This window comes from Rhodococcus aetherivorans (assembly GCF_025722975.1).
In the GTDB taxonomy this organism is placed as follows: domain Bacteria; phylum Actinomycetota; class Actinomycetes; order Mycobacteriales; family Mycobacteriaceae; genus Rhodococcus; species Rhodococcus aetherivorans.
The window spans coordinates 2,585,913-2,610,829 of record NZ_CP106982.1; the positions used below are offsets into that span (position 1 = coordinate 2,585,913).

At 73.7% G+C, this 24,917-nt stretch carries 21 protein-coding genes; 13 read left to right on the plus strand and 8 right to left on the minus strand.

All coding sequences use genetic code 11. The annotated features are described in order from the left end of the window. Nucleotides 1–47: 47 nt before the first annotated feature. The 6 genes from OCS65_RS11745 to OCS65_RS11770 all read left to right on the plus strand — a co-directional run bounded on the left by OCS65_RS11745 (nucleotide 48) and on the right by OCS65_RS11770 (nucleotide 8,115). Nucleotides 48–1,517 carry an MFS transporter gene (locus OCS65_RS11745; protein WP_263510211.1) on the plus strand — a complete coding sequence of 490 codons (1,470 nt, stop codon included), beginning with the start codon at nucleotides 48–50 and terminating at the stop codon, nucleotides 1,515–1,517. A gap of 45 nt (nucleotides 1,518–1,562) precedes the next feature. After that, complete coding sequence (gene nirB, locus OCS65_RS11750; protein WP_065922412.1) at nucleotides 1,563–4,076, plus strand: nitrite reductase large subunit NirB; 2,514 nt, start codon at nucleotides 1,563–1,565, stop codon at nucleotides 4,074–4,076. 56 nt (nucleotides 4,077–4,132) lie between these two features. Beyond that, on the plus strand, nucleotides 4,133–4,555 hold the full coding sequence (gene nirD / locus OCS65_RS11755; protein WP_006942743.1) for a nitrite reductase small subunit NirD: 423 nt from the start codon (nucleotides 4,133–4,135) through the stop codon (nucleotides 4,553–4,555). After that, nucleotides 4,552–5,709 (plus strand): uroporphyrinogen-III synthase, encoded by a 1,158-nt coding sequence (locus OCS65_RS11760; protein ID WP_006942745.1) that lies wholly within the window; start codon nucleotides 4,552–4,554, stop codon nucleotides 5,707–5,709. The genes nirD and OCS65_RS11760 overlap by 4 nt, the downstream gene beginning before the upstream one ends. A gap of 46 nt (nucleotides 5,710–5,755) precedes the next feature. Then, on the plus strand, nucleotides 5,756–6,460 hold the full coding sequence (locus OCS65_RS11765) for a sirohydrochlorin chelatase (RefSeq protein ID WP_006942747.1): 705 nt from the start codon (nucleotides 5,756–5,758) through the stop codon (nucleotides 6,458–6,460). A gap of 152 nt (nucleotides 6,461–6,612) precedes the next feature. Continuing rightward, the gene (locus OCS65_RS11770; protein ID WP_170914111.1) at nucleotides 6,613–8,115 is read left to right on the plus strand and encodes an FUSC family protein; all 1,503 of its coding nucleotides are present in this window, start codon (nucleotides 6,613–6,615) and stop codon (nucleotides 8,113–8,115) included. A 12-nt stretch (nucleotides 8,116–8,127) separates the two neighbouring features. Here OCS65_RS11770 and OCS65_RS11775 read toward each other — a convergent pair whose 3' ends face one another. Together OCS65_RS11775 and OCS65_RS11780 are read right to left on the minus strand one after the other, a co-directional pair. Further along, nucleotides 8,128–9,864: an NTP transferase domain-containing protein gene (locus OCS65_RS11775; protein WP_072635567.1), complete on the minus strand. Its 1,737-nt coding sequence runs from the start codon at nucleotides 9,862–9,864 to the stop codon at nucleotides 8,128–8,130. A gap of 45 nt (nucleotides 9,865–9,909) precedes the next feature. Further along, a complete protein-coding gene (locus OCS65_RS11780) occupies nucleotides 9,910–10,038 on the minus strand; it encodes a hypothetical protein (protein ID WP_006942753.1) in 129 nt (42 codons plus the stop codon). Between the two features lie 61 nt (nucleotides 10,039–10,099). Here OCS65_RS11780 and OCS65_RS11785 point away from each other — a divergent pair, with 61 nt between their 5' ends. Continuing rightward, nucleotides 10,100–11,536 (plus strand): aminotransferase-like domain-containing protein, encoded by a 1,437-nt coding sequence (locus OCS65_RS11785; protein WP_006942755.1) that lies wholly within the window; start codon nucleotides 10,100–10,102, stop codon nucleotides 11,534–11,536. 6 nt (nucleotides 11,537–11,542) lie between these two features. Here the strand turns inward: OCS65_RS11785 and OCS65_RS11790 are convergent, their stop codons facing one another. From OCS65_RS11790 to OCS65_RS11800, 3 genes are read right to left on the minus strand one after another with little or no spacing between them, the layout of a single operon-like run. Then, nucleotides 11,543–11,839: an MGMT family protein gene (locus OCS65_RS11790; RefSeq protein WP_006942757.1), complete on the minus strand. Its 297-nt coding sequence runs from the start codon at nucleotides 11,837–11,839 to the stop codon at nucleotides 11,543–11,545. Further along, complete coding sequence (locus tag OCS65_RS11795; RefSeq protein ID WP_231772689.1) at nucleotides 11,840–12,616, minus strand: alpha/beta fold hydrolase; 777 nt, start codon at nucleotides 12,614–12,616, stop codon at nucleotides 11,840–11,842. It abuts the gene before it with no gap. Then, on the minus strand, nucleotides 12,613–13,155 hold the full coding sequence (locus OCS65_RS11800; protein WP_029544571.1) for a winged helix-turn-helix transcriptional regulator: 543 nt from the start codon (nucleotides 13,153–13,155) through the stop codon (nucleotides 12,613–12,615). Before OCS65_RS11800 ends, OCS65_RS11795 begins: the two co-directional genes overlap by 4 nt. Nucleotides 13,156–13,207: 52 nt before the next feature. On the opposite strand from OCS65_RS11800, the gene OCS65_RS11805 reads away from it, so the two are divergent. From OCS65_RS11805 to OCS65_RS11815, 3 genes are all read left to right on the plus strand, one after another. Beyond that, nucleotides 13,208–13,618 carry a PaaI family thioesterase gene (locus OCS65_RS11805; RefSeq protein ID WP_006942764.1) on the plus strand — a complete coding sequence of 137 codons (411 nt, stop codon included), beginning with the start codon at nucleotides 13,208–13,210 and terminating at the stop codon, nucleotides 13,616–13,618. A gap of 196 nt (nucleotides 13,619–13,814) precedes the next feature. Further along, entirely contained in the window at nucleotides 13,815–17,138 is a 3,324-nt protein-coding gene (locus OCS65_RS11810) for an ATP-dependent helicase (RefSeq protein ID WP_263510216.1), read from the plus strand. Nucleotides 17,139–17,152: 14 nt separating this feature from the next. Beyond that, nucleotides 17,153–20,503 carry an ATP-dependent helicase gene (locus OCS65_RS11815; protein WP_263510218.1) on the plus strand — a complete coding sequence of 1,117 codons (3,351 nt, stop codon included), beginning with the start codon at nucleotides 17,153–17,155 and terminating at the stop codon, nucleotides 20,501–20,503. A gap of 6 nt (nucleotides 20,504–20,509) precedes the next feature. Here OCS65_RS11815 and OCS65_RS11820 read toward each other — a convergent pair whose 3' ends face one another. Continuing rightward, nucleotides 20,510–20,902, minus strand: coding sequence for a DoxX family protein (locus OCS65_RS11820; RefSeq protein ID WP_029544562.1), 393 nt, complete (start codon nucleotides 20,900–20,902; stop codon nucleotides 20,510–20,512). A gap of 103 nt (nucleotides 20,903–21,005) precedes the next feature. Between OCS65_RS11820 and OCS65_RS11825 the strand changes: the two genes are divergently transcribed. Continuing rightward, the gene (locus tag OCS65_RS11825) at nucleotides 21,006–22,073 is read left to right on the plus strand and encodes a potassium channel family protein (protein WP_006942770.1); all 1,068 of its coding nucleotides are present in this window, start codon (nucleotides 21,006–21,008) and stop codon (nucleotides 22,071–22,073) included. Nucleotides 22,074–22,099: 26 nt separating this feature from the next. Beyond that, on the plus strand, nucleotides 22,100–23,002 hold the full coding sequence (gene nudC, locus OCS65_RS11830) for an NAD(+) diphosphatase (protein ID WP_050035451.1): 903 nt from the start codon (nucleotides 22,100–22,102) through the stop codon (nucleotides 23,000–23,002). A 5-nt stretch (nucleotides 23,003–23,007) separates the two neighbouring features. On the opposite strand, the gene OCS65_RS11835 is transcribed toward nudC, so the two are convergent. After that, nucleotides 23,008–23,619, minus strand: a complete 612-nt coding sequence (locus OCS65_RS11835) for a TetR/AcrR family transcriptional regulator (protein WP_263510370.1) — start codon at nucleotides 23,617–23,619, stop codon at nucleotides 23,008–23,010. A gap of 103 nt (nucleotides 23,620–23,722) precedes the next feature. On the opposite strand from OCS65_RS11835, the gene OCS65_RS11840 reads away from it, so the two are divergent. Continuing rightward, the gene (locus OCS65_RS11840; protein WP_263510220.1) at nucleotides 23,723–24,565 is read left to right on the plus strand and encodes an SDR family NAD(P)-dependent oxidoreductase; all 843 of its coding nucleotides are present in this window, start codon (nucleotides 23,723–23,725) and stop codon (nucleotides 24,563–24,565) included. A 36-nt stretch (nucleotides 24,566–24,601) separates the two neighbouring features. On the opposite strand, the gene OCS65_RS11845 is transcribed toward OCS65_RS11840, so the two are convergent. After that, nucleotides 24,602–24,856, minus strand: a complete 255-nt coding sequence (locus tag OCS65_RS11845) for a mycoredoxin (protein WP_029544555.1) — start codon at nucleotides 24,854–24,856, stop codon at nucleotides 24,602–24,604. Between the last annotated feature and the right edge of the window lie 61 nt (nucleotides 24,857–24,917).

Here is a 24,917-nt window from a genome sequence, read left to right on the forward strand (position 1 = left end):
TTTCCTACCTTGGGTCCATCGATACCGACCCGAGGAAGGGGCATGGGGTGGCCGCAACGACCGGAGTATCACCGACCGAAGGCCTGCGTGCGAAGTTCGCGCGCAAGCACCGCATCGAACACTGGGACGCCGAGGACACGGCGGCATGGGAAGCCGGCGGCAAGGAGATCGCGAAGCGGAACCTGATCTGGTCCGTCCTGGCCGAGCACGTCGGCTTCTCCGTCTGGTCCATCTGGTCCGTGATGGTGCTGTTCATGCCGGCCGACGTCTACGGCATCGATCCCGCCGGCAAGTTCTTCCTCGTCGCGGTGCCCACCCTCGTGGGCTCGCTGCTGCGCATTCCCTACACCGTCGCCACGGCCCGGTTCGGCGGTCGGAACTGGACGGTGTTCAGCGCGCTGGTGCTGCTGATCCCCACCGTCGCGGCCCTGTACCTGATGCTCAACCCCGGCTTCTCGTACACCACCTTCCTGGTGGTGGCCGCGGTCGCCGGACTCGGCGGCGGCAACTTCGCCTCGTCGATGACCAACATCAACGCTTTCTACCCGCAGCGGCTCAAGGGCTGGGCGCTGGGCCTGAACGCGGGCGGCGGCAACATCGGCGTGCCGGTGGTCCAGCTCGTCGGCCTGCTCGTCATCGCCACCGTCGGCAACACCGAGCCGTGGATCGTGTGTGCCGTCTACCTGGTGCTGTGTGCCTTCGCCGCGCTCGGCGCGGCCCTGTTCATGGACAACCTCGGTGACCAGCGCGCCGACCTGCGGGCGATGGGCGAATCCCTGAGGTACCGCGACTCGTGGATCCTCAGCTTCCTCTACATCGGCACCTTCGGCTCCTTCATCGGCTTCAGCTTCGCGTTCGGGCAGGTGCTGCAGATCAACTTCCTGGCCGGGGGCGCGACCGCCGCCGAGGCCTCCCTGCACGCCGCGCAGATCGCGTTCATCGGCCCGCTGCTCGGCTCGATCGCCCGGCCCCTCGGCGGCACGCTGGCCGACCGGATCGGGGGCGGCCGGATCACGCTGTACACGTTCGCGGCAATGGCCCTCGCGGCGGGACTGCTCGTCACCGCCGGCACCCTCGACGACGCCACCGCCGGCGCCGCCACCGGCGGCATCATGGTGACCTTCGTCCTCGGGTTCATCGCCCTGTTCCTGCTCTCGGGCATCGGCAACGGCTCCGTCTACAAGATGATCCCGTCCATCTTCGAGGCCAAGGCGCAGAGCCTCGACTCGCTCGACCGGGCCGGGAAGGCCGCATGGGCGCGCAGCATGTCCGGCGCCCTGATCGGATTCGCCGGCGCCATCGGCGGACTCGGCGGCGTCGGGATCAACCTGGTGCTGCGCGCGTCCTACAGCAGCGAAGCCAAGTCGGCGACCATGGCGTTCTGGGTGTTCCTCGCCTTCTACCTGGTCTGCATCGTCGTCACCTGGGCCGTGTTCCTGCGCCGACCCACCGCCCCGCCCGCGGAGACGCCCGCACCGCGCGACGTCACCGCCGACACGGTGGCCACCCGCGTCTGACCGCGGCCGGCCCCCCATCACGTACGCAAGGAAGAAGGAAACGGTATGAGCCACAAGTCTGTTGTCGTCGTCGGACACGGCATGGTGGGCCACCGCTTCGTCGAGGCGCTGCGCGCCCGCGACGAGAAGAACCTCTGGTCGGTGACGGTGCTGTGCGAGGAACCGCTGCCCGCCTACGACCGCGTGGGACTGTCCTCCTATGTCGGCTCGTGGGATTCGAAGGAACTCGCCCTCGCCGGCAACGAGTACGAGGGCGACGACCTGGTCGAGCTGAGGATCGGCACCCGGGCCGCGGCGATCGACCGTGCCGGGCGCACCGTCACCACCGACGCCGGTGAGGTGATCGGGTACGACGCGCTCGTCCTGGCCACCGGCTCGTACCCCTTCGTCCCGCCGATTCCCGGCAAGGATCTGGCCGGGTGCTTCGTCTACCGGACCCTCGACGACCTGGACGGCATCCGGGCCGGCGCGGAGCGGGCCGCTCCGGGAGCGGTCGGCGTCGTCGTCGGCGGCGGGCTCCTCGGCCTCGAGGCGGCCAACGCGCTGCGGATGCTGGGCATGACGCCGCACGTCGTCGAGTTCGCCCCCCGGCTCATGCCGCTGCAGGTCGACGAGGGCGGCGGTGCGCTCCTCGCCCGGCTCGTCACCGATCTCGGGCTGACGGTGCACACGGGCGTCGGCACCGCCGGCATCACCGAGGGCCCCGGCGGGTTGAGGGTGGAACTGTCCGACGGGTCGGTGATCGACGCCGCGCTGCTCGTGTTCTCCGCAGGCGTCCGTCCCCAGGACGGGCTGGCCCGCGACGCGGGGCTCGAGCTGGGCCCGCGCGGCGGTGTCCGCACCGACCTCGGCTGCCGCAGCACGACCGACGACGCGGTCTACGCGATCGGCGAGTGCGCGGCCGTCGAGGGCACCTGCTACGGCCTCGTCGCCCCCGGCTACAGCACGGCCGAGGTGGTGGCCGACCGGCTCCTCGGCGGCGCCGCCGAGTTCCCGGGCGCCGACCTGTCCACGAAGCTCAAGCTGCTCGGCGTCGACGTCGCGAGCTTCGGCGACGCGCACGCCACCACTCCGGGCGCCCTCGAGGTCGTGCTGTCGGACGCCGCGAAGGGCACCTACGCCAAGCTGGTCGTCTCGGACGACGCGAAGACACTGCTCGGCGGCATCCTCGTCGGCGACGCCTCCGCGTACGGGTCGCTGCGGCCGCTCGTCGGCCGGGAGCTGCCCGGCGACCCCGCGGCGCTGATCTCCCCGGCGGGAGAGAAGCCGGGCGCCGGGTCGCTGCCCGACGACGCCGAGGTGTGCTCCTGCAACGGAGTCACCAAGGGGACGATCTGCGGTGCCATCGCGGACGGCGCGTGCGACATCGCCCAGGTCAAGGCCTGCACCGGCGCCGGCACCACGTGCGGCGGCTGCCTGCCCACCGTCAAGCAGCTCCTCGCGGCGTCCGGTGTGGTCATGTCGAAGTCCTTGTGCGAGCACTTCGAGCAGTCCCGGGCCGAGCTGTTCCAGATCGTGCAGGCCACGAACACCCGCACGTTCTCGGCACTGATCTCCAAGTACGGCCAGGGGACCGGCTGCGACATCTGCAAGCCCGTCGTCGCCTCGATCCTCGCCTCGACCGACTCGGACCACATCCTGGGCCGGCAGCAGGCGGCGCTGCAGGACACCAACGACCACTTCCTGGCCAACATCCAGAAGAACGGCACCTACTCGGTGGTGCCGCGGATGCCCGGCGGGGAGTGCACCCCCGAGCAGCTCATCGTCATCGGCGAGATCGCCCGCGACTTCGGCTTGTACGTCAAGATGACCGGCGGCCAGCGCATCGACCTGTTCGGTGCGCGGGTCGAGCAGCTGCCGCTCATCTGGCAGCGGCTCGTCGACGCCGGCATGGAATCCGGCCAGGCGTACGGCAAGTCCCTGCGCACCGTGAAGAGCTGCGTGGGCTCGACGTGGTGCCGGTACGGCGTGCAGGACTCGGTCGGCATGGCCGTCGACCTCGAACTGCGCTACCGCGGGCTGCGCTCACCGCACAAGCTCAAGTTCGGCGTTTCCGGCTGCGCCCGCGAGTGCGCCGAGGCGCGCGGCAAGGACGTCGGGGTGATCGCCACGGAGAACGGCTGGAACCTGTACGTGTGCGGCAACGGCGGCCAGTCGCCCAAGCATGCGCAGCTGCTCGCCGGTGGTCTCGACGACGGGACCCTCGTCAAGTACATCGACCGGTTCCTGATGTTCTACGTGCGCACCGCCGATCGCCTGCAGCGCACCGCGCCCTGGCTCGAGTCCCTCGAGGGCGGGCTCGAGCACCTCCGGGCGGTGGTGTGCGAGGACAGCCTCGGCATCGGCGACGAGCTCGAGGCGGCGATGGCCAAGCACGTCGCCGGGTACCGGGACGAGTGGAAGGGAGTGCTCGAGGACCCCGAGAAGCTGTCCCGGTTCGTGTCGTTCGTCAACGCGCCCGAGGTGGCCGACCCGACCGTGCGGTTCGACGACTCGGGCAAGCGGAAGGTGCCGGTGCTGGTCGGAATGCCCTCTTACCGTGAGGGAATCTCGGGTTAACGCCCGAGAAACACCGGCCCCGGAGAATTCCGTCCGTAGTTCCAAGGAGGACATTCATGACCGTCATCGAGACGCACACCCCCGAGCGCGCGTCGCGTGCCAGCGTGTACGACGGGCGTCTGGAGTGGACGTCGGCGTGCCCGCTCAGTCACCTCATCCCCGGCCGCGGCGTCGCCGTGCTGTTGCGCGGCGGCGAGCAGGCCGCGCTGTTCCGGCTCGACGACGGCAGTCTGCGGGCGGTGGGCAACTTCGATCCGTTCGGCCGCGCCGCGGTGATGTCGCGTGGGATCGTCGGCGACCGCAGCGGCGAGCCCACCGTCGCCTCGCCGCTGCTCAAGCAGGTCTTCTCGCTGGACGACGGACGCTGCCTCGACGATCCGTCGGTCCGCCTGCCCGTGTACGACGTGCGGGTGTGGGCCGGTGTCGTCCAGATCCACAGCCTCGTGCCCGTGCACCGCGGTTACGGCGAGCGTTCGTGAGCGAGGACAACGCGCCGCTGCACGGCTTCACGATCGGCATCACCGCCGCACGCCGCGCCGACGAGTTCGCCACCCTGCTCACCCGGCGCGGCGCGGAGGTTGTCCACGCACCCGCCATCCGCATCATCCCGCTCGCGGACGACGCCGAGCTCGAGCGCGTGACGCGCGACATCCTCGACACCCCGCCGGACATCACCGTGGCCACCACGGCGATCGGCTTCCGCGGCTGGATGGGGGCCGCGGACGGCTGGGGCCTCGCCGAGCAGCTCGGCGAGGCCCTGGGCGGCAGCCGCATCCTGGCCCGCGGGCCGAAGGTCACCGGCGCGATCCGGGCCGCCGACCTGCGGGAGGAGTGGTCGCCGGCGTCGGAGTCGTCCGCGGAGGTGCTCGAGCACCTGCTGGCCGAGGGTGTGGAGGGGGTGCGGATCGCGGTGCAGCTGCACGGCGCCCGCACCGAGTGGGAACCCGGCGCGGACCTGTGCGAGGTGCTGCGCGACGCCGGTGCCGACGTGGTGGCGGTCCCGGTGTACCGGTGGACCCCGCCCGACGACCCCACCGCGCTGGACCGGCTCATCGAGCAGATCGCCGACCACAGCATCGACGCGGTGAGCTTCACCAGCGCGCCGGCCGTCGCGTCGCTGCTGATGCGTTCCAAGGCCACCGGCATGCTCGAGTTGATGCTGCGCGCGCTGCGCACCGGGGTCACCGCGGTGTGCGTGGGGCCCGTGACGGCCGCGCCGCTGGTCGAGCTGGAGGTGCCGGTCTCGGCACCGGCCCGGGCCCGGCTCGGATCCCTCGCCCGGCACCTGGCCGAAGAGCTGCCGCGGCGCGCCCACCGCATCGAGGCCGGGGGGCACGTCCTCAGCGTCCGCGGCCGCTGCGTCGTGGTCGACGGCGAGATCCGCTGCCTGGCGCCCGCCGCGATGGCGCTGATGCGCACCCTCGCCGCCCGGCCCGGCCGGGTCGTCTCGCGTGAGGAACTGCTCGCCGCGCTGCCCGGCGGTGGCGGCGACACCCACGCCGTGGAGACCGCCGTGGCGCGGCTGCGGTCCGCGCTCGGCGCCCCCACGATCGTGCAGACCGTCGTCAAGCGTGGCTACCGGCTCGCGGTCGACCCGGTGGGCTGCGCCGACAAGGAATACCCGCTCGGCTAGGGGCATCGTCTCCGGCCGACCCCGTTCCGGATCAGGAGTTGTGACCATGATCGACCCGGCCCTGCTGCTCGTCGCTCACGGCACGCGCAATCCGCGCGGCGTCGAGATGATCGCGTCCCTCGCCGACGCCGTCTCCCGCGACGTGGGCGCCACCCGCGTCGCGTTCGTCGACGTCCTCGGACCCTCGCCGGCGGAGGTGCTGCGCGATTCCGGCCGGCCCACCGTGCTGGTGCCCGCCTTCCTCGCCTCCGGCTACCACGTGCACGCCGACGTGCCACGCGAGGTCGCCGACAGTGGGCATCCCGCCGTGGCGGTCACCCGCGCGCTCGGACCCGACCCGGTGCTCGCACGGGTGCTGCTGCACCGGCTCTCCGCGGCCGGCTGGAAACCCGGTGACGCGGTGGTGCTCGCCGCGGCGGGCTCCTCCGACCCCCGCGCCCTCGGCGACGTGCGACGGGCCGCGGACATGTTGTCGGCCCTCGCGCGCGTCGCCGTGCGCGTCGGGTACGTCGCCACGGGTGCCCCGCGCGTGCCGGACGTCGTCGCCGGACTGCGCGCCGCGGGTGCGCGCCGGGTGTTCGTCGCCTCGTACCTGCTCGCCGACGGGCTGTTCCACGCGCGTCTCGCCGATGCGGGCGCCGACGGGGTGGCGGCCCCGCTCGGGGTGCACGACTCGATCGTGCGCCTGGTGGCCGAGCGGTACCGGTCGGCGGCGACGGCGCTGCTCGCCGGAGGCCCGCTGCGCGGGTGACCTTGCCGACACGGCGCCGCCGACCGCGGGTGCGCGCCGTATCGTCGATCCTCGTGTCCGAAGCGGTGACAGATCCGGGAGCCGGGTCCCGGAGTGACGCGGCGAGCCCGCCGATCCCGGCGCCGGGGCCTGCGCGGACGCTCCTGCTCGGGGTGCCCCGGCGGGGCCGGCGCTGGCCCGGTGCCCTGCGCGCGGCCGCCGCGGTGGCGCTGCCCGGCCTGGCAGGCCTCGCGCTCGGTCACGGGCCCGTCGCCGCGACGGCCGCCCTCGGGGCGTTCGCCGTCGTCTACGGCGAGGGCCGCGCCTACCGGGCGCGGTGGCAGGTGGTGATGGTCGTCGCGGCGGTGCTCGTCGCGCTGGCCGGTCTGGGCGCCGGTGTCGGCACGCTCGTGCATTCGGGCTCGGAATGGACGTGGCTCCTGCTCGTGGCGGTGATGACGGCGGTCGTCGCCGTGGGCGCCTTCCTGGTCGACGCGCTGCGCTTCGGTGCACCCGGTGCGTTCCTGCCGCTGCTCACCCTGGAGATCGCGGCGGCACTGCCGAGCGCCGGCGTGCCGGTCGGTGCGGTCGTGTCGTGGACCGCGGCCGGCGCGGGCACGGCAGTGGTGGTGTCGATGTCGGGCGCGCTGGCTCGGCCCCGCGCACCCGAGCGTGCCGCGGTGGCGGCGGCCGTGGAGGCCGTCGACGCCTGCCTGCGCGCCCCGGCGGAGACCGGGCCGCGGCACGAGGCGGTCCGGGCGCTGCACGCCGCGTGGATGTGCCTGCACGACGGGCGGCTGGGCGGGGGCGCGCATCCGCTGACCCGGACGCTCCGAGCGGCGCACCTGCGGCTCGCGACGGTCGTCGCAGGAACCGACGAGGGTGCCGCCTCCGAGACCGACGATCTGCGGCCGCAACCACCGCTGCCGCGCCCGTCGGCGCGATACCGGCTGGCGCGGGCCGCCCGGCCCGGCAGTCGATCCTGGACCATCGTCCTCCGCCTCGTCGTGGCCGGTCCCGTCGCGGGCGCACTGGCGCTCGCGTGCGATGTCGGGCGGCCGGACTGGGCGGTGATCACGGCGGCGATGGTGCTGCATCAGGGACCCGACCGGGTGCTGGGCAGCTACCGGGGCCTGCACCGGTTCGCCGGCACCGTCGTGGGTCTGGGCGTGCTGGCCGCGGTCGTGTGGGCCGCCCCGACGGCCGTCGCGCTCGTCGTGGTGGTCGCGGTGTTGCTCGCCGGAACCGAGGAGTACCTGGTCCGGAACTACGGCGTGGCGATGGTGTTCATCACTCCGCTCGCGCTGCTGCTCGGCGGCGCCGGGGTGCCGCACGACTTCGCCGTGGTGGCCCGCGACCGCCTGCTCGAGACGGTGATCGGCGTGCTCGTCGCCGTCGCGGTGCTGTGGGTCGTGCTGCCGTTCGCGCATCGTCGCGTGCTGCGCTGCGCCGACGCGCGGGTCGCGGAGACGGTCGCCACCATCGTGCAGGCGCGCACGGCGGGGGAGCGGACCGTCCTGCCGGAACTGCGCCGCGACCTCGAGTTCGACCTGCACGCCGCGACGACCGCCGCGATCGTCGCGGCCCACACCGAACCCGGCTGGACCCGCGACCGGTGGCCGGAGCACCGGCGGCTCCACGAGACCGGATACCGGGTCCTCGCGCACCCGGCCTGACCGGCGCGCCGGTCAGTGTGGCAGCGGCACCAGTTCCACCGGATCGCCGTCCGCCGCGCCGGGCGGCACGAGCGCGATCGCCCGTCGCCCGATCAGCCCCGCCAGGTGTGCGGTGCGGATCGCGTTGTCGCACACCCACAGCCCGTCGTCGGTCTGTGTCGCCGGCAGCAGCCGGGTGACGTCGCCGCTCACCTGCGAGGCGTTGGCGAGCGGCGCGGTCCACGGTGGCTCCGGCCGTCGTCCGGTCAGCCCGTCGACGACGGCGGGCAGCATCACCAGCAGCGTCGCGACGGCCGCGACCGGGTTGCCGGGCAGGCCGAGCACCACACGACCGTCCGGCAGCACCGCTGTCACCTGGGAACCGCCCGGCTTGCACCGGACCCGATCGACGACGATCGCCGCGCCGGCGCGGGCCAGCGCCGCCCGCAGCTGGTCGGCGGCCCCGCCGCCGGTCGCCCCGGTGACGACGATCGTGTCGACGTCGGTGGCTTCGCGGAGCAGCCGGTCGAACCCATCGACGGTGTCGCGCAGGTGCGCCTCGCCGGCGACGGCGGCGCCGCACCACTGCACGAACCGCGGCAGGACGGGGCCGAGAGAATCGCGGGTCTGGCCGTCGCGCAGCGGCCCGTCGCGGCGGATCTCGTCGCCGGTGACGACCACGTGGACCCGGACGGGCCCGCGGACCGGCACGGCGGTCACCTCGCCGCTCAGCGCAGCGGAGACCACCGCCGGGCCCAGGGCGGTGCCCGCCTCGGCGAGCACGTGACCGGGCGCCCAGTCCTCCCCGCGACGGCGCGCGTCGTCGCGCACCGGGGCGCCGGGCATCCGGGTCACGGTGCCGTCGGTCACCTCGACGTGTTCGTCGCGCACCACCGTCGTCGCGCCGGGCGGCAGGTAGGCACCGGTGGCAATCCGCGCGGCCTGGCCGTCGTGCAGGGTGAACGGCTCGGTCGCGCCGGCCCGGTGGACCTCGGCGCGCAGCAGCCACGGACCGTCGCCGGCGACGGCGTACCCGTCCATCGCCGACACCGCGGCCCGCGGCAGGGCCTCGGCGGCGACGAGTGGCGCGGCGAGGGTGGCACCCTCCGCCGCCTGGGGCGCCACGGTGCGGACCGGCAACCGCGGCAACGACCGCCGGATCTCCGCGCGGGCGGCGGCGGGGTCGGCCGCGACGAGCCCGGGACGCGCGGCGCGGGCCTGCGCGAGCTCCTGCGGGGTGTCGCAGTCCGCGGTCCCCGCCACCGGGACCGTGACGTAGCGCTCCGGCAGCAGGGCCTTCATCGGCTGATTGGCCGGATCCGTCCCCAGCGCGGCGAGGCGGCCGGCGAGCGCGGGACCACGCCACGCGGCGAGCAGGAACTGGATCCGGCCCGAGTCGTCGACAGCGAACGCCGCGTCGGCTCCGGGGGCGCCGCGCAGGGTCTCCACCAGTGCGGTGACCGTGTCCGCGGTGAGGAACGGCAGGTCGGCGGCGAGGGCCAGCACCACCGGTGCGTGAAGACCCGCGGCGGCGAGGGCGGCGACGGGCCCGGCCCCGGCGGGCTGCTCCTGGACCTGGACCACCGCCGGGTCGAGATCGTCGCGCCGTGGTCCGACGACGGTGATCCGGCGGCACCCGGCCACCGCGGCCAGCGCGATGTCGAGCATGCGCCGGCCCCCGACGACGAGTGCGGGCTTGTCGACGCCGCCCATGCGGGTCGCGCGGCCGCCCGCGACGATGACGGCCTCGACGTCGGTCAGCGAACTCATGAGCTCATGCTGCCCGACGCGGGCCGGCGCGGTGTGCCGGGGCGGTCAGTCGGGCGTGTGGTGACTGCGCGGCGGCCCGCCGATCCCGCACCGGCCGCCCTGCGCGGTGTCCAGCACTGTCCAGGTGGCCGCCGCCAGGCTGAGCGCGGTGAGGAGAACGACCAGGAAGATCATGGTCCTATTCTCTCGGGCCGGTGGACCGGAGATCCCGGTCCACCGTGCGAAAGTGGACTGTATGAAGGACGTGTCCGCCACCCCGTCCGCGGCCCGGCTCGCGGCGCTGCTCGGCGACGTCGGAGCCGACCGCGGTCCGCTGTACCGGGCCGTCGCCGCCGCGCTGCGCCGCCGCATCGCCGACGGCCGGCTCCCGGTCGGCGCGCGCCTGCCCGCCGAGCGGGCGCTGGCCGACGCGCTCGGCGTCAGCCGCGTCACGGTGGCCGCCGCCTACGGCGACCTGCGCGACGACGGCTGGGCGCTCACCCGGCACGGGGCGGGCACGTTCGTTGCCGCTCCCGACGGCCGGCAGCCGTGGGGCACCGCGCTCGGCGCCCCCGTGCCCGGCGTGCTGGACCTGGGCAACGCCGCCCCGGAGGCGTCGTCCCTGCTGACCGCCGCCTACGCGGTCGCGCAGACCCGGCTGCCCGACCTGCTGGCCGGTCACGGGTACGCGCCGAGCGGCCTGCCCGAGCTGCGTGCCGCCGTCGCGGCGCGGTACACCGCCCGCGGACTGCCGACCGACCCCGAGCAGGTGCTGATCACCGCCGCCGCGGCGGACGGACTCGACGCCGTCCTGCACACCGTCGTCGGGGCGGGACGACGGGTGCTGCACCAGCATCCGAGCCATCCCGGCGCGCTCGAGACGATCGCGGCGACCGGGGCCCAGTCCGTCGCCGTGCCCGTCGACGTCGACGATCCGGACGTGATCGTCGACGAGGCCGATCGCGCCGCGCGGCAGCACGCCCCGACCGTCGCGTACCTGATGCCCGACCACGCCAATCCGACCGGTGTGAGCCTGAGCGTGGCCGCGCGGCGGTCCCTCGCCGCGACCCTGTGGCGGCACCGCGTCCTGACCGTCGTCGACGAGGTCGCCGCGGAGCTGTCGTTCGCCGGCGACGACATCGAGCCGTTCGGGGCGGCGGTCCCGGACGCGGCCACCGTGCACGTCGGCTCGTTGAGCAAGGTGGTCTGGGGCGGCATCCGGATCGGCTGGGTGCGCGGCGACCGGGCGACCGTCGCGCGCGTGCGGGAGGTGCTGCTGCGACGCCAGCTCGGCGTCTCGATCCTCGACCAGCTCGCCGCCGTGGAGTTGTTCGCGCAGTGGCAGCGGATCCTCGACGAGCGCCGCGCCGGGCTGCGCGCCCGCCAGGAGGCGCTCGCCGCGGCCGTCGCCGCACGCCTGCCCGGGTGGCGGTTCGTCCCGCCCGCGGGCGGGTTGTCGCTGTGGTGCCGGCTGCCGGACGGCATCGGTTCCACCCGCCTCGTCGCCGCGGCGGAACGGCAGGGACTCGTCCTGCTGCCGGGCACCCGATTCGGCACCGGCCACGCGTTCGACGACCATCAGCGCCTGCCGTTCACCCGGCCGGTCGCGGAACTGCTCGCCGCGGTCGACGTGCTGGCCGGGCTCGGCGCGGCCGTCCTCGAGCCGCGGCGAGCGGCACCACCGCTGGTGTGAGCCGGCTCAGAAGCGGTGCCGCGCCGCCGCGAGATCGACCCGGCCGTCGCGGATCGGCACGCCTTCGAGCTCGAGCCGGGCGAGTTGCCGGTGGGCCAGGTGCGCGGCGGGCCTTCCGGAGGCCGGGACCACCCGGTGCCACGGCAGGTCCGCGCTGTCGGTCCGCATGATCCAGCCCACGGTGCGCGGGCTGGACAGGCCGGCCGCCGCGGCGACGTCGCCGTAGGTGGTCACGCGGCCCTCGGGGACGGAGGCCACCAGCTCCCGGACGCGTTCGACGTCCGCCTCGCTCGTTGCCGGCATCTACAGCAGCTTCCGGACGAGGGCCGCGGTCTCCTCCGGTCGTGCCTGATCGATCATGTGGTCGCAGTCGATGTCGAGCGCCGTGAGGTTCGTGCCGAGGCGGTCGGCGAGGGCGGCCCGGAACTCGTCGGTCACGTACGGCGGCTGCACCTTCGCGGCCCGCGCGACGATCGTGGGCAGGTGCGCCGGTGGCAGGACGAACTCACGCGCCAGCTCGCTCCACGACGTCACCAGGGCGGGAACGCACAGGCGCCAGTTGACCCGGCCCGAGTCGAGGGTGATCAGGTGCTCGGCGAGTTCGGCGTCGAGCAGCGCGGGATCGACCTCGCCCCACGCGCCGTTCGTCTTGTCGGCGCGGGCCTCGGTCGCGTCGGTGTAGTCGGGGTGCTGCACGGTCAGCTCCGCGATCTCGAGCATGCGTTCCGGCGGCAGCCCGATCGCCGGATCCAGCAGCACCAGCCCGCGCACCCGCTCGGGGGCGGTCGCCGCCAGATGCACGGCGAGGGCGCCGCCGAACGAATGCCCGACCACCAGCACCGGACCCGAGGCGTGGACGTCGAGGACGGCGAGCAGGTCCCGCACGTGCGTCTCGAAGTTCCACGGCGGCGTCCACGGGGAGCGGCCGTGCCCGCGCAGGTCCGGCGCGATGACCCGGGCCTGGGGCAGGTGCTCCGACGCGAGGTGCTCCCAGCGCCGGCCGTGACCGGTGAGGCCGTGCAGGGCGAGCAGCTGCGGACCGTCGGCGGGGCCGAACAGATGGGTGTGCAGTTCGTTCACCCGTCGATTGTGTCAGGGCCGCGGCCGGTTCCGGTGGCAGCCGATGCGCTCGCGCGGGACCGGTGCGGCCGGTCGGCGGGGACGGGCCGGGCTCCCGGACCCGGGGTCGATTCGGTCTCGCGGGCGGTCAGTCCGGCCGTGCCGGCGGGAACGACCACCGCGGCGACGGGCCGGCCGCTCACCCGGTCGCGAACCACCACGGGGGGCCCGTCCTCGTCGGCGCAGTAGCGGTCGCCCCACTGGAGCAGGGCGACGAGGACGGGGAAGAGGTCCAGACCCTTGTCGGTGAGCCGGTACTCGTTGCGGGTGCGGTGTCCGGCCTGCCGGTACGGCACCGGGCGCAGGATTCCCGCGGCCACCAGTTTGCGCAGGCGGTCGGCCAGGATCGGCTCGGACATCCCGACGTGTCGCCGCATGTCGTCGAACCGGCGCACGCCGTTGAACGCCTCCCGCAGGACGAGCAGGGTCCACTTCTCGCCGATCACGTCCAGTGTCCGCTGCACGGAACAGTTCGCCGTGTCCGTCTCCAACCAGCGCATGCATCGAGGCTAGACCCTTGCTAACTGTAATTTCAGAAGTTAGCGTGACGCCATGGACACCACCTCTACCGATCTCCCCGCCGGCAGCGCCTTCCTGCAGGCGGCGGGCCTCGTGCTCGACGAGGTCTCCGGCACCCGGGTCACCGGACACATCGATCTGAGCCGGGACCATCACACTCCGTGGGGCGTCGTGCACGGCGGTGTCTACACCACCGCCGTCGAATCCGCGGCCAGCGTCGGGGCCAGCGCCGCTGTCCAGGACCGCGGCCAGTTCGCGGTCGGGGTGCACAACAGCACCGACTTCCTGCGCTCGAGCACGGGGGAGCGCGTCGACGTCGTCGCCGAACCGCTTCAGCAGGGCCGCGTCCAGCAGCTGTGGCTCGTCACCGTCACCGGCACCGAGAGCGGCAGGACCCTGGCGCGCGGTCAGGTCCGGCTGCAGAACATTCCGTTGCCCGGCTGACTCGCCGCTCCGCGGCCTTGTCGGATTCGCCGCTTCGCGGCGGTGCGGGATTCGCCGCTCCGCGGCGGTGCGGGATTCGCCGCTCCGCGGCGGTGCGGGATTCGCCGCTCCGCGGCGGTGCGGGATTCGCCGCTCCGCGGCGGTGCGGGATTCGCCGCTCCGCGGCGGTGTCGGTCCCGTCTGCTGGAATGGCCCCATGACCGACGCCGACATCCGCCCCGACGCCCGGCCCCGGCAGGCCGAGGTGCGGCTGGTGCCGAGGCCGGACGAGGCGCCGCCGCAGCGACAGTGGCCCGAGGACGTGCAGCGGGTGTTCGCCGATTCGCCGCCCATGCCGCAGTGGCGGCCGTGGCAGGTGCTGGGCGGCCCCGGGACGGGTAAGACCGCGCTGCTCGTGGACCTGGCCGTGTCCCGGATCGCCGCCGGCGCCGACCCGGAGTCGGTGCTGGTGCTCACCCATTCCCGGCGCGCCGCGACCGAGGTGCGAGAGGCGATCACCGCCGGGTTGCTCCGCGTGGGGGCGGTTCCCGGTGGTCCCCGGGCCACGCGGGAACCGCTGGTGCGGACCGTCCACTCGTACGCGTTCGCGGTGCTGCGGCTGCAGGCGTCCACGCACGGCAACCCGCCCCCGCGCCTGATCACCGGCGCCGAGCAGGACGCCGTCCTGCGCGAGCTGTTGCGCGGCGATCTCGACGACGGCGCGGGCATGTGGCCCGAGCGGCTGCGGCCCGCGCTCGGCATGACCGGCTTCGCGGTGGAGCTGCGGGACCTGATGCTGCGCGCCAACGAACGCGGCCTCGGTCCCGAGGACCTGATCGAGCTCGGGCAGCGGCGGTCGCGGCCGGAGTGGGTCGCCGTCGGCGAATTCGCCGCCCGGTACGAGCAGATCATGCTGCTGCGCGGCGCGGTCGGCATCGAGGCGCCCGAGGCCACCGCGCCCGCCCTCGACGCCGCCGAACTCGTCGGGGCGGCCCTCGCCGCGTTCGTCACCGACCCCGACCTGCTCGCACGGGAACGGTCCCGGATCCGGCACCTGCTCGTCGACGACGCCCAGCATCTCGACCCGCAGGCGGCGCAACTGGTGCGCGTCGTCGGGCTCGGCACCCGCACCACCACCGTCGCCGGCGATCCGGACCAGGCGGTGTTCACCTTCCGTGGTGCCGACCCGGCCTTCCTCGCCGCGCTGGTCGACGACGACCCGAGCCGGCGCGTGGTGCTCGGCACCAACCACCGAGCCGCCCCCGAGGTGGCCGAACTCGTCGGCCGTATCACCCGCCGGCTGTCCGGCCTCCCGCCGCACCGCGGCGCACCCGCCGTCCCGTCGGACGACCCGGGCACCGTGCGGGTCCGGGTGCTGCCGACGCCGGCGAAGGAAGCCGCGCTCGTCGCCGACACGCTGCGCCGCGCCCACCTCGTCGACGGGGTGCCGTGGTCCCGGATGGCCGTCGTGGTGCGGTCGGTGCCGCGCTCGCTCGCCCCGCTGCGGCGCGCCCTGCTGGCGGCCGGCGTGCCGGTGACCACGGCCGCCTCCGAACTGCCGCTGGCCCGCCAGCACGGCGTCGCCGGGCTGCTGCTCGTACTGCGGGCACTGTCCGGGCTGCCGTTCGGCGGCGAGGAGGCGCTCGCCCTGCTGTCCGGGCCCGTCGGCGGAGCCGAACCGGTCGCCCTGCGCCGCCTGCGTCGCGGCCTGCGCCGTGTCGAGCTCGCCGCCGGGGGCGACCGCGACTCCGCCGAACTGCTGCGACTGCTGCTCGTCGACGACGAGGGCGAGGACGCCGAACGGCTCGAGCGCGGACTCACCGACGTCGAGGCGGCGCCGCTGAAGAAGGCCCAGGCCGTGCTGCGCAAGGCCCGGGAGGCCGCGCGCCGCGGCGGCGGCATCGAGGACGTGCTGTGGGAGGCGTGGCAGGCCACCGGACTCGAGCGCAAGTGGGCCGCGGCGTCCGAACGCGGCGGTCCGGTCGGCGCGCAGGCCGACCGCGACCTCGACGGCATCGTGGCGCTGTTCGACGCCGCCGCCGACTACGTCGACCGGCTGCCGCGCGCCCAGCTCGCCGGATTCGTCGACTACCTCACCGAGCAGGAGATCCCGGGCACCGTCCGCACCCGCCTGGTCGCGCCGGCGGAGGCGGTCACCGTCGTCAGTGCCCACTCGGCGGCCGGCCGGGAGTGGGACGTCGTGGCGGTCGCCGGCGTGCAGGAGGGCCTGTGGCCGAGCCTGCGGGCCCGCGGCACCCTGCTGGGCATCGAGACGCTGATCGACGCGGTGTCCGGGGCCGACGGCGGCGGCGACGGCTCGACGCGGCTCTCACGCACCGCGCCGCTACTGGCCGACGAGCGCCGCCTGTTCCTCGTCGCGTGCAGCCGGGCGCGGCGCACCCTGCTCGTCACCGCCGTCGAATCGGTGGGCGGCGACACCGACATGGTGCGGTCCCGGTTCGTCGACGAGCTGGTGGGCGCGGACTCCGACGACGTCGTCGACGAGGCGGGTGAGGACGTCTCGGTGCTGCCCGAGGAGACCCGCACCCGGGTACTCGCCCTCCCCACCCTCGTCGCCGAGCTGCGCAGCGTGGTGTGCGATCCCGTGGTGGCCCGGGACGATCCGCAGCGGCAGCGCCGGGCGGCCGCACAGCTCGCGCGGCTCGCCCGGGCCCGTGTGCGGGGCGCGCATCCGGACCAGTGGTACGGCACCGCCGAGCCCAGCACGCAACAGGAACTGTGGGACCCCGGGGCCGACGCGGTGCCGTTGTCGCCGTCGACGGTCGAACAGCTCACCACGTGCCCGCTGCGGTGGATGTTCGAGCGGCACGGCGGCTCCGACGGCGACAACACCCACGCCGCCGCGGGCAGTCTGGTGCATACGCTGGTGCAGGCGCTCGCCGGGCGGATCCCGCCCGACCAGGTGGAGCGGGCGCTCGAACGGGCATGGGACTCGGTCGATCTCGGCTCCCAGTGGTACGCCCGTCGCGAGCTCGAACGCACCCGCGCCATGCTCGACACGTTCTCGGCGTGGCTGCGCGGCACCCGTGGCGAGCTCACCGAGGTCGGGGTCGAGATCGCCGTCGACGGCATCCTCGAACCCCGGACCGAGGACGAGCCTCGGGTGCGGCTGCGCGGCCGGATCGACCGGCTCGAGCGCGACCCCGACGGGCGGCCCGTGATCATCGACGTCAAGACCGCGCGCCATCCGGTCACCAAGGAGGCGGCGCAGCAGCACGCGCAGCTGGCCGCCTACCAGGTCGCCGCCGCGGCGGGCGCGATCGACGGGCAGCCCGCCGGCGAACCCGGCGGGGCACGGTTGGTGTTCGTCGCCAAACCGCACAACAAGGAGGGCGCCACCCAGCGGGTACAGCCCCCGCTGGACGCCGAGGCGCTCGACCGTTGGCGCGACGTGATCCACGAAGCAGCCGCGGCCACCCGCGGACCGCAGTTCCTGGCCCGGGTCAACGACGGGTGCCGGCACTGCCCGGTCCTGTCGAGCTGCCCGGCGCACGACGAGGGCAGGCAGGTGACGGGATAGTGGCACCACCGACGGTGAGTGCGGTCGAGCTGGCCGCCGCGCTCGGGCAGTTCCCGCCGACCGGCGAGCAGGCCGCGGTGATCGAGGCGCCGCTGCAGCCCACGCTCGTCGTCGCCGGCGCCGGCGCCGGCAAGACCGAGACGATGGCGGCGCGCGTGGTCTGGCTCGTCGCGAACGGCTTCGTCGACCCGGAACAGGTGCTGGGCCTGACGTTCACCCGCAAGGCCGCCCAGCAGCTCACCACCCGGATCCGCCGGCGGCTGGCGAAGCTCGCCGGATCGGCGCTGGTGCGCGACCTCGACCCGACCGGCGGGCTGCGCGCCCGCATCCTCGCCGGCGAGCCGGAGGTGGGCACCTATCACGCGTACGCCGGGCGCCTGCTCGGTGAGCACGGGCTGCTGCTGCCCATCGAACCGTCGGCGACCCTGCTGTCCGAGACCGAGCTGTGGCAGCTCGCGTACCGCGTGGTCAGCGCCTGGGACGGCGACCTCGACACCGACCGCAATCCCGCGTCGGTCACCGAGTGCGTGCTGGCCCTGTCGGGGCAGCTCGCCGAGCACCTCGTCGAGCCGGAGGACCTGCGCGTCGCGCACACCGAGCTGGACAAGCTCGTGCACACGCTGCCCGCCGGCCCGAATCAGCGTGGGGGACCGTCGAAGACCCTGCTGAACATCCTCGACGCGCAGCAGGCCCGGATCGAGTTGCTGCCCCTGGTCGAGCGCTTGGCGCAGACGCTGCGCCGCGAGGGCGCGCTGGATTTCGGCAGCCAGATGTCGCTCGCCGCCCGGATGGCCCGCGACCACCCGGAGGTCGGCCGCGCCGAGCGGGCCCGCTTCCGGGTGGTGCTGCTCGACGAGTACCAGGACACCGGCCACGCGCAGCGTGTCCTCCTGTCGTCGCTGTTCGGCGGTCCCCTGTCCGGCGGCGCCTCGGAGCGGATGCCCGCGGTGACCGCGGTGGGGGATCCGATGCAGTCGATCTACGGATGGCGTGGCGCGTCCGCGGCAAACCTGCCCCGGTTCTCGACGGACTTCCCGCTGCCGGACGGCAGCCCCGCGCCCCGGCTCGAGTTGCTCACCAGCTGGCGCAACCCCCCAGAGGCGCTGGAGCTGGCAAATCTGGCATCGGAACCGTTGCGGCACAAGGGTGTCCAGGTCAGCACGCTGCGGGCGAAGCCGGAGCCGACCCCCGGCGACGTCCGGCTCGCCCTGCATCCGGACGTGGAGGCCGAACGGGAATGGGTGGCCGGGCGGATCGCCGCCGAGTACGCGGCCGCCCGGGCCGCCGAGGCGTCGCCGCCGACAGCGGCGGTGCTGGTGCGCCGCAACGCCGACGCCGCGCCGATCGCGGAGGCGCTGCGAGCCCACGGCCTGCCCGTCGAGGTGGTCGGTCTCGGCGGCCTGCTGCACACCCCCGAGGTGGCGGACGTGATCGCGATGCTGCGGCTGGCCGCGGACCCCACGGCCGGTAGCGCGGCCGTGCGGGTGCTGACCGGTGCCCGCTGGCAGCTCGGCGCCGCCGACCTGAAGGCGCTGTGGCGCCGGGCCGGCGAACTCGCCATCGGCGGCCGCTTCGGCGTCGCCGGCACGGTCAGCGACTCGGCCGCCCTCGCCGAGGCGCTCGACAGCGCCCTGCCGGGCGAGCAGTCCGAACAGGCTGGGATCGCCGACGCACTCTCCGATCCCGGTCCGCCGCATCGGTATTCGGAGTTCGGTTACGCGCGCATCGTCGCGCTGGGCAAGGAGCTGGCGTCCCTGCGGGAGCGGCTGGGCCAGCCGCTGACGGAGCTCGTCGCCGAGGTGGAGCGGGTTCTCGGCATCGGCATCGAGGCGCAGGCCCGCGCGGGCAGCGACGGCGGTGTCGGCCGGGAGAACCTCGACGCCTTCGCGGACGTGGTCGCCGGGTACGCGAGCCGCGGTTCGGCGACGCTGACCGGCCTGCTCGCCTACCTCTCCGCCGCCGAGGCGATCGAGGGCGGACTCGCTCCGGGCGAGGTGCAGGTCGCCACCGAACGGGTGCAGGTGCTGACCGTGCACTCGGCCAAGGGCCTCGAATGGGAGGTGGTGGCGGTCCCGCACCTGACCGCCGGGGTGTTCCCCTCGTCGACGGCCGGCAGCACATGGCTCGGCGCCCTCGGGGAACTGCCGCCGTCGCTGCGCGGCGACCGGGCGCTGCCTGGCGAGAACAGCGACGGCGTCCCCGTCCTCGATCTCGACGAGGTCTACGACCGCAAATCGCTCGAGAACTGCATCGACACGCACAAGGACGCCCTCAAGCGCCGGAAACTGGACGAGGACCGGCGCCTGTTCTACGTCGCGCTCACCCGCACGGAGCGGGCCCTGTTCGTCTCCGGGCACCACTGGGCCGAGTCCGGAACGGACCCGAAGGGACCGTCCCCGTTTCTGTCCGAACTGCACGAGCTGGTGGCGGCGCGACCCGGGCTCGGCCGCATCGAGACCTGGGCTCCGGCGCCGGAGCCGGGCACCGAGAACCCGATGACCGCGGATCCGCACACCGCCGTGTGGCCGCGCGATCCCCTCGGGGTGCGGCGTCCCTTCGTCGAGCAGGGCGCGGCCCTGGTCCTCGCGATGCTCGAGGAGCCCGAACCCGAACCCCCGGCGACCCCGGACGACGACCCCGACGACTGGGCCGCGGACGTCGACGCGCTGCTCGCCGAGCGGGCCCGGCGCGCCGAGCAGCGTGCCGAGGTGATGCTGCCCGCCCAGATGTCGGTCAGCCAGCTGGTGGATCTGGCCGCGGACCCGGCCGCGCTGGCGGCGCGGCTGCGCCGTCCGTTGCCGTTCCGGCCGAATCCGCTGGCGCGCCGCGGCACCGCCTTCCACGCCTGGCTCGAACGGCGATACGGCGCCACGCGGCTGCTCGACCTCGACGAACTGCCCGGCGCGGACGACGCCGGCGGCGACGAGACCGAACTCGACCGGCTCCAGGAGGCGTTCCTGCGCTCGCGGTGGGCGCAGCGCAGCCCGGTGGAGGTGGAGGTTCCGTTCGAGACGTCGCTGGCCGGGGTGGTGATCCGTGGCCGGATCGACGCGGTGTTCGAGGACCCGGACGGCGGCTGGACGGTCATCGACTGGAAGACCGGCGCCGAGCCCGACGAGGACCGGCTCGAGGCGGTGGCGATGCAGCTGGCCGCGTACCGACTGGCCTGGGCGCAGCTGATGGCCGCCCGCACGTTCCGCGCGACGGGCCGACCGGCCGTGCCGCCTCTCGACAAGGTGCGGGCCGCATTCCACTACGTGCGCACCGGGCGGACCATCGCGCCGGAGGACCTGCCCGGCGCCGAGCGGCTGGACCGGTTGGTGCGCAGCGCCGGCGCGGACCGCCCGTCGGCCGGCGAGCGATAGCGGCGGTCAGCGGCGCGGGGCGTTGCGCCGCGCCGTGAGAGCCTGGGCGATCAGGGGCACCTGCAGCGGCAGCCGGGCCACCGCGACCGCCTTCGCGGCCGGGGAGAGCCGCTCGCTGCGCAGCCATGTCACGGCCATCTGCACGTTGGCGGGGAACACCGCGATCAGCAGGGCCGCGGCCAGCGTCCCGCCGAGCCGCCGGGTCCGCGGAATCGCAAGCGCCGTCCCGGCGGTCAGCTCGGCCACCCCGGAGACGTAGGTATAGGTGCGTGGCGAGCCCGGCAGCGCCGTCGGCACGATCCGGTCGAACGGCCGGGGGGAGGCGAAGTGCGCCGCGCCCGCTCCGAGGAGGAGCGCGGACAGCCGCAGCGCCGCGCGCTGGGACGGGAGTGTGGACATGCGCGCCACACTAGCGGCCGACGCGTAGGCTGCGAGCCGATGTCAGCAACGAGAACGTCGGTGACCGCGTCACCGGAGCCGAGAACACCGCGGGAGCGCCGCCATGCCGGGTAGGTTGCGTGCCCGCTTCAGCCGTTCCGACGTGCTCACCGAGCGCCCGGACTTCGCGCTGGTGGGCATCCTGCGGGTGCCGCAGCTGCAGACGAGCCCGAGCCGGGCCATCACTCGCCGCGTCGGATATGCGGTGGTGGCGTTGACATTCGCCGTGCTGGTGGTCTACCTCGACCGGGACGGCTACCGCGACGCCCAGGGCGACGCACTGTCGCTGCTGGACTGCATCTACTACGCGACCGTCTCGCTGTCGACCACCGGCTACGGCGACATCACCCCGTTCACACCCGAGGCGAGACTGATCAACGTCCTGGTCGTCACGCCGTTGCGGATTTTCTTCCTCATCGTCCTGGTCGGTACGACGCTCTCGGCACTGACCGAGAGTTCGCGCCAGGCGTTCAAGATTCAGCGTTGGAGGCGCCGCGTGCGTAATCACACCGTCGTCGTCGGATACGGCACCAAGGGCCGTACCGCGGTGGATGCGATGCTGGGCGACGGGGTTCCGCCGTCGGACATCGTCGTCGTCGACACCGATCCGGTGGTACTCGAGACCGCCGCCGGGCAGGGGCTGGTGACGGTACAGGGCTCGGCGACGAAGTCGGATGTGCTGCGCCTGGCGGGCGTTCAGCACGCCGCCGCGATCATCGTCGCCGCCAACCGCGACGACACCGCGGTGCTCGTCACGCTCAGCGCCCGCGAGATCGCCCCGAGGGCGAAGATCGTCGCGGCCATCCGCGAATCGGAAAACACGCACCTGCTGCGTCAATCGGGCGCGGACTCGGTGGTCATCTCGTCCGAGACGGCGGGCCGGTTGCTCGGCATCGCCACCACCACACCGAGCGTCGTGGAGATGATCGAGGATCTGCTCACCCCGGAGGCGGGATTCGCGATCGCCGAACGCGACGTCGAACCGAACGAAGTGGGTGGATCGCCCCGGCACCTGTCCGACATCGTGCTCGGAGTCGTGCGCGACGGCCGCCTGCTGCGCGTGGGGTCCCCCGAGGTCGACGCCGTGGAGGCGGACGACAAGCTGCTCTACATCCGGCGGGTGTCGGGCTGAGCCCGCGCCGCCGCTAGGGTGCAGTCGTGAGCCGTTTCCAGCTGTCCGACACCCCCCTGCTCTCCCGTGCGGTCGTCGACCGCGCCGAGGAGTTGCGGGGCGACGCCGCGGCCCTGCACGACGGTTGGTCCCGGGCCCATCTGCTGCGGGTCGATCGTCGCGGGCAGGTGCCGGTGGACGGCGACGCCCTGGTGTTCGCCGCGGCGGTGGAGCTGGGACCCGAGCCGGTGCCCGGCGCGGTGTTCCTCGGTGTGCGCGGCGACCGGCACGTGTGGGCGATCCGGGTGCTCGCCCAGACCGGAACGGTCGCCGACCTGCGCCGCATCGGCGACCGGCTCGACGACGCCGACGCGGGTCTGATGGTGACCGCGGTGGCCCTGCTCAACTGGCACGACAACGCGGGCTTCAGTTCACTGGACGGAGCGCCGACCGAGCCGACCCTGTCCGGCTGGTCGAGGATCAGCACCAGCACCGGTCACGAGGAGTTCCCGCGTACCGACCCGGCGATCATCTGTCTCGTGCACGACGGCGCGGACCGGGTCCTGCTGGCGCGACAGCCGGTGTGGCCGGAGCGACGGTTCTCCGTGCTCGCCGGGTTCGTCGAGGCGGGGGAGTCGCTTGAGTCCTGCGTCGTGCGGGAGATCCGCGAGGAGGTCGGCGTCGACGTGCGAGACGTGCGGTACCTCGGCAGCCAGCCGTGGCCGTTCCCGCGGTCGGTGATGATCGGGTTCTCCGCCGTCGCCGATCCGGAGCATCCGCTGGCCTTCCTCGACGGGGAGATCGCCGAGGCCCGTTGGTTCACCCGCGACGAGGTGCGGGCCGCGCTGGCGCTCGGCGACTGGGCCTCCCCGGCCGACGCCCCGTTGTTGCTGCCGGGATCGATCTCGATCGCCCGGGGCATGCTGGAGGGCTGGGTCCGGGGGAACTGAACCGGTCAGGACCCTGGCCTCGGCAGACCGGTGAGCACGGTCTCGACGAGGTGATCGGTGTATTCGTAGGTCAGCGGACCGGAGCGCAGCAGCCAGCGCTGGGCGACGGGGGCGAAGAGGGTGTCGACGACGGCGTCGAGATCCACATCGGAGGACAGCTGACCCTGTCGCTGCGCCGCGCGCAGCCGCTCCTTCTTCATCTGCCGCGTCGGCTCGTCGAGACGACGGGAGTATTCGGCGGCCAGGGACTCGTCCTCGAGTACGGCGACGGTCAGCGCGCGCAACGGCCGTTCGAACCGGGGATCGTTCAGTTCGTCGACGGTGGCGCGCAGCACCGCCCTCATGTCGGCGACGAGATCGCCCGTGTTCGGTAGGCCCTGCGGGTCCTCCGGTTCGCCGCCCACGTTTGCGTTGAGGTAGGCGTCGAGCAGCACCGATCCCTTCGACGACCACCACCGGTAGATGGTCTGTTTCCCGACGCCGGCTCGGGCAGCGATCGCCTCGATGCTCGACTTGCTGTAGCCCACTTCACCGACCAACTCCACCGCGGCGGTCAGGATCGCTGTCCGGGCGGCGTCGCTGCGGCGGGTGGTTCTCGGCGGCATGGAACCCAGCATAGCCAAACCGAGACGAGACGGACCGTCTTGATAAAAGGGAACGAGGGCCGCATACTCACATGGCGAGACGATCCGTCTCGTCTAGATTTGAGGAGGCACCGGTATGGTCGAGCAGCGGATATGGCTGGTCACGGGGGCAAGCCGAGGGCTAGGCCGAGCGTTCACCCGGGAGGCGCTCACCGCAGGAGACCGGGTGGCCGCTCTTGCCCGCACCGCAACCGCCGTGCCCGAGTTCCGGGACGACGAGCGGGTGCTCACCGTCGACGTCGACGTGACCGACCGGTCGGCGGTGTTCGCGGCGGTCGATCGGGTTGTCGACCACTTCGGGCGCCTCGATGTCGTCGTCAACAACGCCGGGACGATGTGGACGGGCTTCGTCGAGGAGTTCACCGAGGAGCAGGCACGCGCTCAGATGGAGACCAACTTCTTCGGAGCGCTGTGGGTCACGCAGGCGGTGTTGCCGGCGCTGCGCCGGCGCCCGGGCCACCTGCTGCAGATCTCCAGTGTTGCGGGGATCGCGGCATTTCCCACCACCGGGTTGTACAGCGCCAGCAAGTTCGCACTGGAAGGACTGAGCGAGGCGGTCGCTGCCGAGGCTGCACACTTCGGGGTCGCCGTGACGATCGTCGAACCCGGCGGATACTGGACGGACCTGTACAAGGACATGCCCGCCACTGCGCCGCTCGACGACTATGCGGCGCTGCGCGCCGAGATGGCAGCGACGTCGGCCGCCGGCGGCGTCGACAGCGAGCCGGCGCTCGCCGCGGCCGCGGTCCGGGCAGCCGTGGACAGCGACGCCCCGCCGAGACGGTTGATCCTCGGCAGCGTCGTCTACGACGCCGCGGTCGGACTCGCTCAGCAGCGCATCCGGGACTGGGCGGCATGGGAGCAGGTCAGCCGGGCAGCCGAACACGCCGTGCCGGCCCCGCCGGGATACACCACCTGAGCTCCCCGGTGCTCCCGGCGGATGCGGTGCCGTCGGCTAGAGACCGAGCGCCTGCTTGACCGCGGACAGCGGGGGATTGGTCGCGGTGCTGCCGTCGGCGAACTTCACCGTGGGGACCACGTGGTTTCCGTCGTTGACGCTGCCGACGAACTCGGCGGCGGACGGATCGGCCTCGATGTCGATCTCGGCGTAGCCGATGCCGTGCTCGTCGAGCTGGCTCTTGAGGCGGCGGCAGTAGCCGCACCAGTCGGTGGTGTAGAGCGTCAGGGCGGGAGCATCGGTCGTAGTCACGGTGCGCACAACAACTCCGGGGCACCCGCTGTTCCGCGCGACGGTGAAATGTGTTCTCCAC